Source organism: Streptomyces sp. NPDC054765 (genome assembly GCF_053612065.1).
In genome coordinates this window covers 17,977-33,871 of sequence record NZ_JBSHBP010000009.1, presented here as the reverse complement: position 1 = coordinate 33,871, position 15,895 = coordinate 17,977, and the positions used below count along the sequence as shown (strand labels likewise).

Here is a 15,895-nt window from a genome sequence, read left to right as displayed (position 1 = left end):
TTCGGGGGAGGGGGCGGGGGGTGGGTTCGGGGGTGGGGGGAGCCGAAGTCTGCCTGCGGTGGAGCCCCACCCCCGACGCAGCCCCCTGCGACCCCACCCCCACGACCCCACCCCCACGACCGCGCCCGTACGACCGCGCCCCTGCGACGCCACCCGTATGCCCCCACGCCCCCACCCCTACGACCCCACCCCCGTCGCCCGGTACCCGGGTGCCTCGTCCTCGAACAGCGTCGCCGTACGGTCCGCCGTGGCCTTCGCCCAGCGGCCCGTGGTCAGGGCGCCGAGCACCAGGACGGCCGCGCCACAGCCGGCGATGATCCACCACGCCGGGCGGCCCGCCGCGAGGAACTCGTCCGCAGTGGCGGCGGCATGGGCCCCGCCGGCCAGTACGGCGCCGATCACCGCGACGCCCAGCGACTGCCCGACCTGCCGGCTGGTGGAGGCGACGGCGGCGGCCACCCCCGCCTGGGCGCGCGGCATACCGGACACCGCGGTGTTGGTGATCGGCGCGTTGACCAGGCCGAATCCGATGCCGAACAGGACATAGCCGGTGAACAGCAGCGGGTTCCTCGACTGTGCGTCGAACGCCGCGAACAGCAGCCCGCTCGCCCCCATCGCCGTACCGGCCAGCAGCAGCGGCAGCCGGGGCCCCCGGCTGCCGACCAGCCGCCCCGACAACGGCGCGAAGACCAGCGTCATCCCGGCCATGGGAAGCATGTAGAGCCCGGCGGCCAAAGCGGACAGGCCGCGGATGTTCTGCAGATACAGCGTGTTGATGAAGAGGAAGCCGGCCAGCGCCGCAAAGGCGCAGACCGCCACGATCGTGGCCCCGCTGAACGGCGCGCTGTGGAAGAACCGCAGGTCGATGAGGGGTTCACGCCGCCGTCGCTCATAGCCGATCAGAGCGGCCAGGGATGCCACCGCCACCAGCGTGAACGTCAGGATCTCGGGGGACGTCCAGCCCGCGTTCGGGGCCTCGATGATCGCGTATGTCAGCGAGCCGAGCAGCGCGATCACCAGCAGCTGGCCGACCGGGTCGACGCGGCGCGGCCTGGGGGCGCGGGATTCCGGGACGTAGTGCAGGGTCAGGAAGAAGGCGAGCGCGCCGATCGGGACGTTGATCCAGAAGATCGAGCGCCAGCCGACGGTCTGCACCAGCAGCCCGCCGATCACCGGCCCGGCCGCCATGCTGATGCCGACGACCCCGCCCCACACCCCGATCGCACGGGCGCGCTCCCGTGGTTCGGTGAAGGTGTTGGTGATGAGCGACATCGCGACGGGGTTGAGCATCGAGCCGCCGACCGCCTGCACCATCCGGAAGACCACCAGCCACTCCAGGCCGGGCGCCAGGCTGCACAGCAGCGAGCCGACGGCGAAGACCACCAGACCGACCAGGAAGATCCGGCGCCGGCCGAGCCGGTCGGCGGTGGAGCCGGCCAGCATCAGCAGCGACGCCAGGACCAGGGTGTAGGCGTCGATCGTCCACTGCATGCCGGAGACCGAGGCGTGCAGTTCGCGCTGAATGGACGGCAGGGCGACGTTGAGGATGGTGTTGTCGAGGCTGACGATCAGCAGGCTCATACAGCAGATCGCCAGCACCAGGAGACGCCGTCGACGGCTGAGATCAGGCATGGTTGAACGCTACAACGATCCTTGGTGCCCGGCCCTGGCCGGGCCACTCGCGCGGTGCGGGACAATGGGAGATCGCAGCGGCCGGACTGCCTGTACGGCCGCGGCCCGTCCGCCCCGTCGAAGGAAGCCGAAGAAAGCCGAAGGTATTGCCGTCATGACTCTGCTGCAGATCGGTCCGCATGCGGTGCAGCCGCCCGTGGTGCTCGCGCCCATGGCCGGAATCACCAATGCCCCGTTCCGAACGCTGTGCCGGGAGTTCAGCGGCGGCAAGGGCCTGTTCGTCAGCGAGATGATCACGACGCGGGCGCTGGTCGAGCGCAACGAGAAGACCATGCAGCTGATCCACTTCGACGAGACCGAGAAGCCGCGCTCGATCCAGCTGTACGGCGTCGACCCGGACACCGTCGGCAAGGCCGCCCGCATGATCGCGGAAGAGGACCTCGCCGACCACATCGATCTGAACTTCGGCTGCCCGGTCCCGAAGGTGACCCGTAAGGGCGGCGGCTCGGCGCTGCCGTACAAGCGGAACCTGCTGCGCTCGATCCTGCGCGAGGCGGTGGCGAACGCGGGCGCGCTGCCGGTGACGATGAAGATGCGCAAGGGCATCGACGACGACCACATCACCTACCTGGACGCCGGGCGGATCGCGGCAGAGGAGGGCGTCACGGCGATCGCGCTGCACGGGCGGACCGCGGCCCAGCACTACGGCGGTACCGCCGACTGGGACGCCATCGCACGCCTCAAGGAGCATGTTCCGGAGATCCCGGTGCTCGGCAACGGCGACATCTGGTCGGCCGGGGACGCACAGCGGATGATGCGCGAGACCGGCTGCGACGGGGTGGTCGTCGGGCGCGGCTGTCTCGGGCGGCCGTGGCTGTTCGGGGACCTGGTGGCGGCTTTCGAGGGGACGGGGACCTACGCGCAGCCCACCCTCAAGGAGGTCGCCGCCGTGATGCTGCGGCATGCCACCCTGCTCGGCGAGTGGATCGGTGACGAGGCACGCGGCGTGATCGACTTCCGTAAGCATGTCGCCTGGTACACCAAGGGCTTCTCGATCGGCTCCGAGATGCGCCGCAGCCTCGCGGTCACCTCCTCCCTCGACGAGCTGGATGCGCTGCTGTCGGAGCTGGACCTCGACCAGCCGTGGCCGGTGGGTGCGGACGGCCCCCGCGGTCGTACGTCGGGCCGTAACCGGGTGGTCCTGCCGGACGGCTGGCTGGACGACCCCTACGACTGCGCGGGCGTGGACGCGGACGCGGAGCTGGACACGTCGGGCGGCTGAGCCGGGCCCGTCGGAGCGCCTCGGCCGGGACCCGTCGGCCGGGCCGAGCCGCCGCGCATCCCGCAGGTGCGCCATAGCAGCGCCGCAGCAGCGTCATAGGCGCGCCGTAGGCATGTCGTAGGTACGTCGTCGGTACGTCATAGGGCGTGTCGGCGCACGCGTGGGGGCGCGTCGGCAGGGACGGCGATACCGTTTGAGTCCGTACGGGGTATGGGTGCGGTGTACGGGATGCGGGCGCGGCAGCTCGCCGCGCTGGTCACGGATCCGGCGATCCGGCGATCTAGCGATCCGGCGTTCCGGCGTTCCGCAACGCGGCGGGCGGCAAGGGCCGGCAGGCGGGGACCGGAGCGACGCTGAGGGAGATGCTGTGGTGAGCGGACACCGTTCCCCCGGGGACACGGAGAAGGCCGTGCAGGCCAAGCTCGGCGATACCCCCGTCCGCCATGAGCAGATGGCCGCGGTCGCGAGCATCTACCGCGCCGCGGCCGCCGTACGGCAGCACTTCGAGAACTCGGTGCTGCGCGACGCCGAGCTGACCTGGACCTCCTTCGTCGTGCTGTGGGTGGTGTGGATCGGCGGCGAGAAGGAGACCCGCCGGGTCGCCGAGGAGGCCGGCATCTCCAAGGGCACGCTCACCGGCGTCGCCCGCACCCTCCAGGCCCGCGGCCTGATGGAGCGCAAGGGCCACCCGGACGACGGCCGGCTCGCGCTGCTCACCCTGACCCCCGAGGGCGAGCGGCTGATGATCCGGGTCTTCCCGGAGTTCAACGCCGAAGAAGTCTTTGTCACCCAGGGGTTGAGCGACGACGAGGCGCTGGACCTGGCGGATCTGCTGCGCCGGGTCGTGGTGCAGGTCGAGACCCACGGTGCGGACCGGCGCCTGGAACTGCTGGACGGCCAGGACCCCCGGCCACGGCGGAGCGGACGACGCGCCAAGGGGTGAGAGAGGGCAGAAGGTCCCTTACGGGGGCCTTGGCCGTCGTCCACGACCAGCTGCCCACCACGGGCCACGCGGGCGAACGGCCGGCCGAGCGGTATACGAGCCCGGAGGGCGAAGTGGCCTTCCCGGCGGCCGAGAACTATGACCTGATCCTGCTCCTGACGCTCGGTGCTCGGTGCTCGGTGGTCGGTGCTCGGTGGTCGTCGGTCGGTGGTGCGGAGGAACGCCTGGATCGAGGCGAAGCCGACCCCGGGCGCGCGGGAGCGGGCGCGCGATGACGTCGCCTCGCAGGCCTTCGTCTGCGGCCCTGGGGGTGCAGTTCCCTCCGGGGCCGACCCGGCGCGGTGGGTGGCCGAATTGCGGGCCGATCTGCCCGCCGTACGGGTGTGGGCGGGCGTCTTGGTGGACGCATTCCGTGATCAGGTGGTCGGTCGAGCGGCCGAAGAGGGTCCAAATGATGGGACCGGGTCACACATGAGCGCGTGATTCTCGCCACCTCTGATAGGGGGTGCGCTCAGATGAGCGTCTCGCGTGGGGCTCCATCTCTCCAATGACGGCACCGGGTGCCACGCTTCATGTGTTCGACTTATTACTCCATTCGTCGCAGTGAGTAGCACAACTTGCCATTTTCGGATGCGTAGCGCAGTGATGCATTCAGGTAATGAAGGTACCGCTGAACGCGTGATTACTTTCGATCTGCTGGCCGACGACTGGTTACGCGCGTATGTCGACCAAGTGGACGTACCCATACGCCTTCGATCTGGGTATGTTCCTCGCCGTCAGGGCAGCCCGTCGGCGAGGAGTCAGTGCCGTGCCGGAAACACAAGATCCCCACGTAACCCAGCCTTCTTCCGCGAAGTTCGTGTACGACTTCACCGAGGGCAACAAGGACCTCAAGGACCTCTTGGGTGGCAAGGGTGCGAACCTTGCCGAGATGACCAACCTGGGACTCCCCGTCCCTCCCGGCTTCACGATCACCACTGAAGCCTGCAAGGTCTACCTCGACAGCGGTACCGAGCCTGCGGCACTGCGTGCCGAGGTCTCCGAGCACCTCGACGCCCTTGAGCAGAAGATGGGCAAGAAGCTCGGCCAGGCCGACGACCCGCTGCTCGTATCGGTGCGTTCCGGGGCGAAGTTCTCCATGCCCGGCATGATGGACACCGTCCTCAACATCGGCCTCTCCGATGCATCGGTTTCCGGCCTTGCCGCGCAGGCCGGTGACGAGCGCTTCGCGTGGGACTCCTACCGCCGCCTCATCCAGATGTTCGGCAAGACCGTGCTGGGTGTCGACGGCGAGCTCTTCGAGGAGGCGCTGGAGGAGGCCAAGCAGGCCAAGGGCGTCCGCGTCGACATCGAGCTGGACGCGGCCGACCTCGAGACCCTGGTCGCGCACTTCAAGGACATCGTCTCCAAGGAGACCGGCCGCGACTTCCCGCAGGAGCCCCGCGAGCAGATGGACCTCGCGGTGCGCGCGGTCTTCGACTCGTGGAACACCGACCGTGCCAAGCTCTACCGCCGTCAGGAGCGCATCCCCGGCGACCTCGGCACGGCCGTCAACGTCTGCTCCATGGTCTTCGGCAACCTCGGCCCCGACTCCGGCACCGGCGTCGCCTTCACCCGCGACCCCGCCAGCGGCCACCAGGGCGTCTACGGCGACTACCTGCAGAACGCGCAGGGCGAGGACGTCGTCGCCGGTATCCGCAACACCGTGCCGCTCGCCGACCTCGAAGGCATCGACAAGGCGTCGTACGACCAGCTGATGCAGATCATGGAGACGCTCGAAACGCACTACAAGGACCTGTGCGACATCGAGTTCACCATCGAGCGCGGCAAGCTGTGGATGCTGCAGACCCGGGTCGGCAAGCGCACCGCCGGTGCCGCCTTCCGGATCGCCACCCAGCTCGTCGACCAGGGCCTGATCGACGAGGCCGAGGCCCTCCAGCGGGTCAACGGCGCACAGCTGGCGCAGCTGATGTTCCCCCGCTTCGACCTCGGTGCGAAGTCCGAGATGATCGGCCGCGGTATCGCCGCGTCCCCGGGCGCGGCCGTCGGCAAGGCCGTCTTCGACTCGTACACCGCCGTCAAGTGGTCGCGCTCGGGCGAAAAGGTCATCCTGATCCGCCGCGAGACCAACCCCGACGACCTCAACGGCATGATCGCCGCCGAGGGCATCCTCACCTCCCGCGGCGGCAAGACCTCGCACGCCGCCGTCGTCGCCCGCGGCATGGGCAAGACCTGTGTCTGCGGCGCCGAGGAGCTGGAGGTCGACACCAAGGCCCGCAAGATGACGACCCAGGACGGGACCGTCATCGAGGAGGGCGACGTCGTCTCCATCGACGGCTCCAGCGGCAAGGTCTACGCCGGCGAGGTGCCCGTCGTGCCGTCCCCGGTCGTGGAGTACTTCGAGGGCCGGATGCACGCCGGCGCCGACGACGCCGACGAACTGGTCAAGGCCGTCCACCGGATCATGGCGTACGCGGACCGGGTGCGCCGGCTGCGCGTACGGGCCAACGCCGACAACGCCGAGGACGCCGCCCGCGCCCGCCGGTTCGGTGCCCAGGGCATCGGCCTGTGCCGCACCGAGCACATGTTCCTCGGTGAGCGCCGCGAGATGGTCGAGCGCCTCATCCTGGCCGACACCGAGACCGACCGGGACGCCGCGCTCAGCCAGCTGCTGCCGCTCCAGAAGGCCGACTTCATCGAGCTGTTCGAGTCGATGGACGGGCTGCCGGTGACCGTACGGCTGCTGGACCCGCCGCTGCACGAGTTCCTGCCCGACATCACCGAGCTGTCGGTCCGGGTCGCGCTCGCCGAGGCCCGCAAGGACGCCAACGAGAACGACCTGCGGCTGCTGCAGGCCGTGCACAAGCTGCACGAGCAGAACCCGATGCTGGGTCTGCGCGGTGTGCGCCTCGGTCTGGTCATCCCCGGTCTGTTCGCGATGCAGGTGCGCGCGATCGCCGAGGCGTCCGCCGAGCGCAAGAACGCCAAGGGCGACCCGCGTGCGGAGATCATGATTCCGCTGGTGGGCACCGTCCAGGAGCTGGAGATCGTCCGCGAGGAGGCCGAGCAGGTCATCGCCGAGGTCGAGAAGGCCCACGGCGTCAGCCTCAAGCTCACCCTCGGCACGATGATCGAGCTGCCCCGCGCCGCCCTCACGGCCGGTCAGATCGCCGAGTCCGCCGACTTCTTCTCGTTCGGTACGAACGACCTGACGCAGACGGTCTGGGGCTTCAGCCGCGACGACGTCGAGGCCAGCTTCTTCACCGCGTACCTGGAGAAGGGCATCTTCGGCGTCAGCCCGTTCGAGACCATCGACAAGGACGGGGTGGGCTCCCTGGTCCGCAACGCCGCCGCGGCCGGCCGGGCCACCCGCCCGGACCTCAAGCTCGGCGTCTGCGGTGAGCACGGCGGCGACCCGGAGTCCGTCCACTTCTTCCACGAGGTGGGTCTGGACTACGTCTCCTGCTCCCCGTTCCGCATCCCGGTCGCACGACTGGAGGCGGGCCGCGCGGCGGCCGAGTCGAAGGGCAGCGACAGCCGCTGACCCCACCGGGGCGGCGATCACCGCCGACCCCCACCGGTCACCGCGGGCGCCGGGTGCGCCTGCGGTGACCGGAAAGCCCACCGGAGCCGGCGGCATGGCACCTTGACCCTCAGCCGCCCGGCTGTCGGCTCCGGCACCCCACGAGGGCGGCACCTGTGCGGAGGTGCCGCCCTCGGTTTTTTGATCAGCGACGATTCTCGGATAGCCCGTCTGACGTGCAGAAACCACGTGCAGAAACCACGTGCAGAAACTACGTGCAGAAACGACGTGTGGTAATTGCCGTCGTCTTCGGCGACGTGGCTGGGGTCATGCGGCAAGGAACCATGCGGCAATGAGCCTTACGACCGGGCTCAGAAGCGGTCCGGGGCACGCTCGGGGAGCGGAGACCCGGGGAGCACGTCCCGCTTCTGGTTCTTCCGTGCCTTCGCGTTCGAGTCGGCCGTCGCCTCGCAGGTCACGTCCTTCGCCGGGAGCTTGCCGGTGAGCAGATAGTCGTTGACCGTGCCGTCCGTGCACGCGTTGCCGTTCGGGTAGACGCCATGGCCCTCGCCGCCGAGGACGGTGACCATTTTCGAGCCCTTCAGGTCGGTGTGCAGGGCCTGACCGCTGGGCAGCGGGGTCTGCGGGTCCCACTCGTTCTGGACGATCAGGGAGCCGACCTTGTTGTTCACCTTGGTTGCCGGTTCCGCGGACTTGTCCCAGAACGCACAGGGCTTGATGCTGGATGCGAAGTCACCGTAGAGCGGGTATCGGCCCCTGTCCTTGATGGCGTCCTGCCGGTAGCTCTCAGGATCGCGGGACCACGCGGCCGAGTTGTCGCCGCACACCACGGCCCAGAAGCTCGCCGTCATGTTGTCGGACGGCGCCTCGGCGGCATCGGCGGCGGCGCCTGCCGTCCTGGTCCCCTCGGATCCGGCGAACGCGGCGAGCTTCTTCGCGGAGGCGGGCTTGCCGGCCGCGGCCTTCTTCAACTCCACGACCGCCTCGGTGGCGTCCTTCGGGGTGAAGACCGCCCCGCGCATACCGCTGCGGATGTCATCACCGGTGGTCGGCTTCCCCTCTACCTCGATGGGCTTCTCGTCGGCCTGCGCGACCAGGCCCCAGAAGGTCCGGTCGACCTCCTTCGGGGTGTCACCGAGCCCGTACTTCTGCGAACGCTTGGCGGCCCACTCGGTCCACCGGTCGAACGCGGGCTCGGCGCCCTCCGCCCACCACTGGATCATCCCTCGCCAGGCGCGCGCCGGATCGACCGCGCTGTCCAGCACGAACCGGTCGGCCCGGCCCGGGAAGAGCTGGGTGTAGACGGTGCCCAGGTAGGTGCCGTACGAAGTACCCACGTACGAGATCTTCTTCTCACCGAGGATCGCCCGGAGCAGATCCATATCGCGCGCGGTGTTGCGCGTGGTGATGTGCGGGAGCGTGTCGCCCGCTTTGTCCTTGCACTTGTTCGCGACGTCGCGTGCCCAGGCGACGTCCTTGTCGAACGTCTTCTCCTTGTACGGCCGCAGCCAGATCTCCTCCTTCGGCTCCAGAGCGCAGGAAACCGGGCTGCTCTGTCCCACACCGCGCGGGTCGAAGCCGATGAGGTCGTACTTCTGCTGTGCGGACTTGGGGAGTTTCCCCTGCATCGCCAGCGGCATGTAGAGCCCCTCCCCTCCGGGGCCGCCGGGGTTGGAGAACAGGACACCGTGCCGCTTGTCGGGCGCGGTGCTCTTGATCCGGGATATGGCCAAGTCGATCTGCTTGCCCGCGGGAGCCCGGTAGTCCAGCGGGACCTTGACCGTGGCGCACTGGAACTCCGCCGGAGAGTCGGCTTTGCACCGCTTCCACTGCGGCTTCTGCTGCACATAACGGTCCAGCGCGCCCTTGGCGGCGGACGAGGAGGCGGTCGACGGGGCGGCGGCCGGAGCGGCGGTGGCCGTCGAGGTGGCGAGCGTGGGAGCCAGCGTTGCCGTGACACCCACGGCCAACAGGGGCGCGAGACGTCGTCTGCGCACGATATCGATCCTTCCGGTCACATGTGAGGACAGGGAAGATCTTTCAGGACCGGCCACGTATATGGATCCCTCGCCGGGCTGCACCTCCCGTCCCCCCTGGGATTGACGCAACAGCCGTGAGTAGTACCCGAGTTGTAGGGGTCGGACCACCCTGTGTGCCCCCAGAGTGCCCTACGGGCCCCACAGTTCGATCATCTGCGCACGTCATACCCGCGAGGGCGGCACCTGTGCGGAGGTGCCGCCCTCGTTTTCTCCGGACTCCCCCCTCGGGAGCTGCCGTCACCCCGGTCGGCGCGGGGTGCGGCCTTCAGCGGGTCTGCCGAGCGGCCGGTTGGTTGCCCATCACCCCCCACGGGATCGAGCAATCCGGTCCGTTCGCGCCGCCGCCGAATTGAGTACAAGCATTCCTCCCGCCGGCCGGGTGGCGCGACCACTTTCAAGTGTGGCCAAAAGGGCATGGTGACCGCGCGTGTTGGCGTGCATACTCAGGCGTGCCGGGGGCCGACTGAGGAAACCAGGGGTGGGGGTTCGGTGTTACGCGTCCATTTCAGTGGACTCGATCTGGCCCGTGTGCGCATTGCGGCACGCCCGGACGCACTGTGGGAGACCGTCTTAAGCTTTCACCGGCTGCGCGACCGACGGGACGATTCGGCGTTCGGCAAATGGCGATCGGAAACACGCGGAAAGTTGAATGGCGAAGCTCGGCTGCTGGCGCCGCTTGTGCCCACCCGAGGCTATTTCCCCGATTTCCTGACGCCCGCCGAGGGGCTCCTGGGCATGGACGATGCGCTCGCCGCGCTGCGCGAGACGCCCGCCGGCCGGCTGCGCGAGGAACTCGCCCGGCTCTCCACGGCCGCCCGCCCGTTCCCGTCGTGGATACGGGCGATGGCCGAGGGCGACACCCGTGCCCTCGGCCGGCTCACCGGGATTCTCCAGCGCTATTACGAGGCGGCCGTCGCCCCGTACTGGCCGCGCGTCCAGAGCCGTATCGAGGCCGACCGGGCCGCCCGCGGCCGGGCGTTGCTCGACGGCGGCGCGGACCGGCTGCTCGCCTCGCTGCCGCCGATGATGCGCTGGCGCCCGCCCGTCCTGGAGGCCGACTATCCGGTGGACCGTGACCTCCACCTCGGCGGCCGGGGGCTGTTGCTGCTGCCCTCGTACTTCTGCCGCCGCACCCCCGTCACCTACCACAACACGGAACTCACGCCCGTGCTGGTCTACCCCGTGGAACACCAGGTACCGAGGCTCACACCGCAGGTCCCGCCGGAACGTTCCCTCGGCCGGCTCGTCGGCCAGACCCGCTCCGCGATACTCCAGGGCATCGGCGTCGGCTGCACCACCAGCGAACTCGCCCGCCGCGCCGATGTCTCGCTGGCCTCCGCCAGCCAGCATGCGACAGTGCTCCGCGATGCCGGCCTGCTGGTCACCCTGCGGCAGGGCAATGCGGTGCTGCACACCCTCACCCCGCTGGGCGCGGCCCTGCTGCGCGGCGCGCGCCCGGCGGAAGCGGCGGCGTACGAACGTCTGGGGTGAGCGGCGCCGGGGACGCCTTCGGGCGTGTGGGGCACGGCGTGCCGCGCGCCGGGCACCTTCCGCCGCGCACCGGGATCGATGTGCGGCTCGCCGGGTTCGCCGGTCTCAGCGGGGGCGATCGCCCGCGATGGCGACCCGTTCGGCGACCCGGCGGTGCGTCCCGTAGTCGTTCACCGCGTAGTGCTGGGTGGCGCGGTTGTCCCAGAACGCGAGGTCCCCCGCCTGCCACCGCCACCGCACCTGAAACTCCGGCACCTGCGCCTGCTGGAACAACAGCCGCAACAGCCGGTCGCTCTCCGCCTCCGCCAGACCCACGATCCGGGTGGTGAAAGAGGCGTTGACGAACAGGGTCCGCCGCCCGGTCTCCGGGTGCCGGCGCACCACTGGATGTTCGACCGGTGGGAACTCCTGCTGAAATGGCGCCAGTTGGGCCGGAGAGTAGAAGCGCGCGAAACCCGGAAGATAGTCGTGCACCGCCCGCGTCCCCGCGATCCGGGCCCGGATTTCCGGCGGCAAATTGTCGTATGCCGCCGCCATATCGGCCCACATCGTGTCCCCGCCCGCAGGTGGGACCTCACGCAGTTGCAACACCGCACCCAGCGCGGGCCGTTCCCGGAAGGTGACATCCGTGTGCCATACGTTCTCGAACGTCGGGACCCCGCCGGCCGTCTTGTCGAACCGCACCACCTCCTTCGAATCACCCCGCGTCAGCAACGGGTTGGTCTCCAGCTCACCCCAATTACCGGCGAATTCGCGCTGTGCCGCGGAGGTCAGATGCTGCCCGCGGAAGAAGAGCACCTTCCACTCCAGCAACGCTCGGTTCAGCTCCGCGCGCAGGCCGTCGGACAGGGGCCGGGAGAGGTCCAACCCACGGATTTCGGCCCCGATGGTGGCCGCCTGCGGCACCACCTCGAAGCGTTCGTACGGCCGGTCGTCCCAGCCGTCAGGAGTCCGGTGCAGGACGCGGTGCCCTTCGTACAGCCCGTCGGCGGGGATGCGGTGGGGGCGCAGGGCGGGGGCCGGGGCGGGGGGAGCCGCGGAATCGGTGAGAGTCGTCAACTGGTCCTCCTGAAGGCGAGAGGGGAAGCCGTGCTCATGGCGGGTGGAATCCGTCGTGCGGAGCGGCGGGCGAGGGATACACGCGGTGGGTGCGGGAGGCGAGGAGAACGCGGGGGATGAGACGGACGAGGCCGTCCGGCCCACCGTCAATCCTCAACCCTCAACCGTCAGCCGGACCTCGGCGCGCGAAGCCGTCAGGCCGGACAGGAACAGCCGGCCGGGGGAGACCCCACCCGGCCGCGGCGGCGCAGAAAGCTCAGGCCGCGGGGCGCGCACTCGCCGTGGGGGCCGCGGTCGCGCGGCTCCGTCTCACGGGCATACGGGTGCGTGCTCATGCCACGCACCGTACCTCCTCCCGCAGACGTCCTCAATGCTCAGTCGTCGATTCCACTGCGTTCCACCCCGGCGACGATGTACCGCTGGAGCAGCAGGAAGACCACCACCAGCGGAGCGATCGAGACCGCCGAGGCCACGAACAGCTCATGCAGATTGAGGTTCTGCGCGGTGGTGAACGTCGACAGCGCCACCTGCACCGTCCAGGCCTCCTGGTCCTGCCCGATCACCAGCGGCCACAGGAAGGCGTTCCAGGCCCCGATGAAGACGATGGTGCCGACGGCGGCGAAGACCGGCCGGGCGTTGGGGACCACGATGCGCCAGTACGTCCGCCAGTAGCCGAGCCCGTCGACCCGCGCCGCGTCCTCCAGTTCCCTGGGGAAGCCCAGGAAGTACTGCCGGAAGATGAAGCAGGCGAACGCGCTGAACAGCGTCGGAATGACCAGTCCCCGCAGGGTGGAGATCCATCCGAGGGTCGACACCAGAACGAAGCTCGGCACGAACGTCACCGCCGCCGGCACCATCAGCGTCCCCAGGATCGCGTAGAAGACGACCTGGGCGTGCCGGTACGGGATCCGGGCCAGGCCGTACCCCGCGAGCGAGGCCGGCACCACCGTCCCGACGGTCGTCGACACCGCGATCAGTGTGGAGTTGAGCAGCGCCCGCCCCAGGGGGAGGTTCGGGTCCCGGAAGACCTCGGTGAGATTCGACCACTGCAGCTCGTGCGGGAAGAACGTCCAGCCGGGCGCCGTGATGTCCCCGTCCGTGGCCAGCCCGTTGCGCACCAGCAGATAGAACGGGATCAGGAACAGCAGCGCGAGGGTGATCAGGACGACCACCCGCAGGGCGCGCCCGGCTCTGGTCAGCGCATCATGCATCGGTGCTCACTCCTCCTTGCGGCCGAGGCCGAACCAGCGGGCCTGCACCACCGTCGCCAGCGCGATGATCAGCGCGAGGAGCACCGCGCCCGCACTCCCCAGCCCGAGGTTCTGGTCCCGTCCCAGCGCCGTGTAATAGAGATAGACCAACGGCGGCCGCGCATACGGCGGATAGCCGCGCGCATCGCTCAGCAGGTTGTAGAACTCGTCGAACGCCTGGAACGCATTGATCACCAGCAGCAGCACGACGGCGACGGAGGTGGCACGCAACTGCGGAAAGGTGAGGTGCCGGAAGACCTGCCAGCCGGGCCGCGCCCCGTCCACCGCCGCCGCCTCGTACAACTGCGGCGAGATCCGCTGCAGCCCGGCCAGAAACAGGATCATGTAGAACCCGGCCTGCAGCCACAGCCGTACGGTCACGATGACCAGCCAGTACCAGGGCGGATCGGTCGTCGACAGCCAGGCGGTCGGCTCCGCGCCGAACCACCCCAGCACGGTGTTGGCCAGCCCGAACCGCACCCCGTTGAAGAGCGAAAGCTTCCAGATCACCGCCGCGACGACATACGAGCAGGCCGTCGGCAGAAAGAACACCGACCGGAAGAACGCCCGTGCGATGCGCAGCCGGTTGACCATCAGCGCGAGCGCGAGGGAGAGCGCGTAGGTGGCGGGCACGATGAAGGCGGTGAACAGCGCAAAGGTGCCGAGGCTGCCGAGGAACGCGCCGTCGGTCAGCATCGCCCCGTAGTTGCCCAGCCCGACGAAGTCCGAACCGGCCGGACTGACCGTGTTGTGCGCGTCGAAGAAGCTCAGGTAGACGCTCCACACCAACGGGACGTAGGTGAACAGCCCCAGCCCGATCGCGAACGGTCCGACGAAGATCCAGAACCACAGATTCCGCCGTTGTGGACCGAGCCACCGGGCACCCGGCCGGCCGGGGGCGGGGACCCGGGCGCCGGCCCCTTCTACGGCCTGCCGCGCCGTTACGTCGTCGGCCGTCCTCGGGGCCGTTCCTTGGGGGTTCCCCTCGGCGGTCCCTTGGGTCGTCCCTTGGAGGTTCCCCTCGGCGGTCCCTTCGGCCGCCTCTTCGGTCCCTTCCGCGGTCACTTCTTCCTGGCCCGCTGAAGCTCGGCGTTGACCTTGCGTACCACGGCCTTCAGCTCGCTCTCCGGGTTGGCGCCGTCCTTGATGATCCGGCTCAGCGCGTCCTGATAGGCGCTGCGGTCCGTTGTCGTCCACAACAGCGGTTCGGCATAGCCGTGATCGCTCGCGAACCGGACCGCGTCCGCCGCCGGTCCGGTCTGCAGCTGCCGGGCCTTCTTGGCCAGTGAGATCCGGGCCGGGATATGGAACCCGTACGACAGCGCAAAGTCCTGCTGGAAGTCGGTGCGGTCCACCCACAGCCACTTCGCGAAGGCCTTCGCCTCCGTCTTGCGCCTGCTCCGCGCGCTGACCGCCGAGCCGTACGCCCCCACCGGAACGGAAGGCTTTCCTCCGCTCCCGTCCTTCGGGAACGGCAGCACCCCGAAGTCGTCCCCCAGCGCCTTCTTGATCTGCGGCAGCGCCCACAGTCCCGACCACTGCATCGCGGTCAGGCCCTGGATGAAGGCGGCGGGATCGGACCAGTCCGTAGGCGCCCCCAGCAGCAGCGACTTGTCCGCGTACAACTGCCGGATCTTCCCGAGCGCACGAGCCGCAGCCGGATCGTCGAACCCGGCCTTGCCGTCCGGGCTGATCAGACTCAGCCCGGCGGCGAACAACGGAGTCCCGCCGAGCACCCCGACCCCGCCGTCGTTCCCGAGGAACAGCCCCTTGGTCTTCTGGTCGCTGAGCTTCTTCGCCCCGTCCACCAGTTCATCGAGCGTCTGCGGCGGCTGCACCCCGGCCCTCTTCAGCAGACTCTTGCGGTAGTAGAGCAACTGCATGTCCACGGCCTGCGGGATGCCCCAGATCTTGTCCTGCCAGATCTTCGGTGCCAGCACGGCCTGGTGGAAGTCGTCCTTGACCGGCTCGACCTCGGCGGTCAGATCGACGACCTGCCCGCTCTGGATCTGGTCCAGCAGCGGCCCGTTGACCTCGAAGACGTCCGGCCCCGAGTCGGTGAGCAGCGCGGCCGCCGTCTGCCGGTCGTAATCCCCCGGCCGCCACTGCACCCGCACCTCGGCCTTCTGGTACGCGGCGGCATACCGCTTCACGGCCTGCTCGGTGCCGCTCTCGCCGTACTGGTGGTACCACTGCCGGATCTCGGGCCCCGAACCACCGCTGCCCCGCCCGGTGTTGGAGCCGCACGCCGTCGCCGGCCCCGCGGCCAGGGCGATCCCGCCGCCGGCCGCCAACAGTCTCCGCCTGCCGATCTCCGTCATGCTCGTCCCCTGGCTGTCTCGTAACCTACCGGTGGTCGTCGATCACCGACGGTGCGACCGTCCACTCTGCCGTACGAGCGTGAAGAGCGCATGGCATCTGTACTGAACCGGGCGCGGGCCAACCCATGGACAGGCATCGGCCAGGCCGTGTCAGTGGTGGCGCATCGTCCCGGTCGTGGCGGCTGCTACGTATGCGCCTGGCGCTGCGTGCGGTGACCGGTCTCCGCCCGGCGGGGACTCGTCCCGCTGACGTTGCGCCGAGAAAGTCCGCTGCCCCTGGGGGTGCCGCACCGGGGCAGCGGACTCTCCACTACGGGAGAGTCCTTGGCTGATT

At 69.4% G+C, this 15,895-nt stretch carries 10 protein-coding genes; 4 read left to right on the top strand and 6 right to left on the bottom strand.

What is annotated here, in order from left to right; translation table 11 throughout:
- Nucleotides 1–177: 177 nt before the first annotated feature.
- Nucleotides 178–1,632, bottom strand: coding sequence for an MFS transporter (locus tag ACWGJY_RS08490; protein WP_453260018.1), 1,455 nt, complete (start codon nt 1,630–1,632; stop codon nt 178–180).
- 154 nt (nt 1,633–1,786) lie between these two features.
- Between ACWGJY_RS08490 and dusB the strand changes: the two genes are divergently transcribed.
- From dusB to ppdK, 3 genes are all read left to right on the top strand, one after another.
- The gene (gene dusB / locus ACWGJY_RS08485; RefSeq protein WP_453260017.1) at nt 1,787–2,914 is read left to right on the top strand and encodes a tRNA dihydrouridine synthase DusB; all 1,128 of its coding nucleotides are present in this window, start codon (nt 1,787–1,789) and stop codon (nt 2,912–2,914) included.
- A 370-nt stretch (nt 2,915–3,284) separates the two neighbouring features.
- Entirely contained in the window at nt 3,285–3,857 is a 573-nt protein-coding gene (locus tag ACWGJY_RS08480; RefSeq protein ID WP_453260016.1) for a MarR family winged helix-turn-helix transcriptional regulator, read from the top strand.
- Nucleotides 3,858–4,620: 763 nt separating this feature from the next.
- Entirely contained in the window at nt 4,621–7,401 is a 2,781-nt protein-coding gene (gene ppdK / locus ACWGJY_RS08475; protein WP_453260134.1) for a pyruvate, phosphate dikinase, read from the top strand.
- Nucleotides 7,402–7,751: 350 nt separating this feature from the next.
- Here the strand turns inward: ppdK and ACWGJY_RS08470 are convergent, their stop codons facing one another.
- Complete coding sequence (locus ACWGJY_RS08470) at nt 7,752–9,398, bottom strand: alpha/beta hydrolase (protein ID WP_453260015.1); 1,647 nt, start codon at nt 9,396–9,398, stop codon at nt 7,752–7,754.
- A 687-nt stretch (nt 9,399–10,085) separates the two neighbouring features.
- On the opposite strand from ACWGJY_RS08470, the gene ACWGJY_RS08465 reads away from it, so the two are divergent.
- Entirely contained in the window at nt 10,086–10,931 is an 846-nt protein-coding gene (locus tag ACWGJY_RS08465) for an ArsR/SmtB family transcription factor (protein WP_453260014.1), read from the top strand.
- 105 nt (nt 10,932–11,036) lie between these two features.
- Here ACWGJY_RS08465 and ACWGJY_RS08460 read toward each other — a convergent pair whose 3' ends face one another.
- The 4 genes from ACWGJY_RS08460 to ACWGJY_RS08445 form a co-directional block, all read right to left on the bottom strand.
- Nucleotides 11,037–11,990, bottom strand: a complete 954-nt coding sequence (locus ACWGJY_RS08460; RefSeq protein ID WP_453260013.1) for a TauD/TfdA dioxygenase family protein — start codon at nt 11,988–11,990, stop codon at nt 11,037–11,039.
- 374 nt (nt 11,991–12,364) lie between these two features.
- On the bottom strand, nt 12,365–13,201 hold the full coding sequence (locus ACWGJY_RS08455; RefSeq protein WP_453260012.1) for a carbohydrate ABC transporter permease: 837 nt from the start codon (nt 13,199–13,201) through the stop codon (nt 12,365–12,367).
- 6 nt (nt 13,202–13,207) lie between these two features.
- On the bottom strand, nt 13,208–14,092 hold the full coding sequence (locus ACWGJY_RS08450) for a carbohydrate ABC transporter permease (protein WP_453260133.1): 885 nt from the start codon (nt 14,090–14,092) through the stop codon (nt 13,208–13,210).
- A gap of 209 nt (nt 14,093–14,301) precedes the next feature.
- Nucleotides 14,302–15,561, bottom strand: coding sequence for an ABC transporter substrate-binding protein (locus ACWGJY_RS08445; protein ID WP_453260011.1), 1,260 nt, complete (start codon nt 15,559–15,561; stop codon nt 14,302–14,304).
- Nucleotides 15,562–15,895 lie beyond the last annotated feature (334 nt).

Excerpts from the sequence above, each read along its gene's own strand:
- ACWGJY_RS08490 (WP_453260018.1), bottom strand. The coding sequence starts at position 1,632 with ATGCCTGATCTCAGCCGTCGACGGCGTCTCCTGGTGCTGGCGATCTGC.
- dusB (WP_453260017.1), top strand. The coding sequence starts at position 1,787 with ATGACTCTGCTGCAGATCGGTCCGCATGCGGTGCAGCCGCCCGTGGTG.
- ppdK (WP_453260134.1), top strand. The coding sequence starts at position 4,621 with ATGTTCCTCGCCGTCAGGGCAGCCCGTCGGCGAGGAGTCAGTGCCGTG.
- ACWGJY_RS08455 (WP_453260012.1), bottom strand. The coding sequence starts at position 13,201 with ATGCATGATGCGCTGACCAGAGCCGGGCGCGCCCTGCGGGTGGTCGTC.
- ACWGJY_RS08445 (WP_453260011.1), bottom strand. The coding sequence starts at position 15,561 with ATGACGGAGATCGGCAGGCGGAGACTGTTGGCGGCCGGCGGCGGGATC.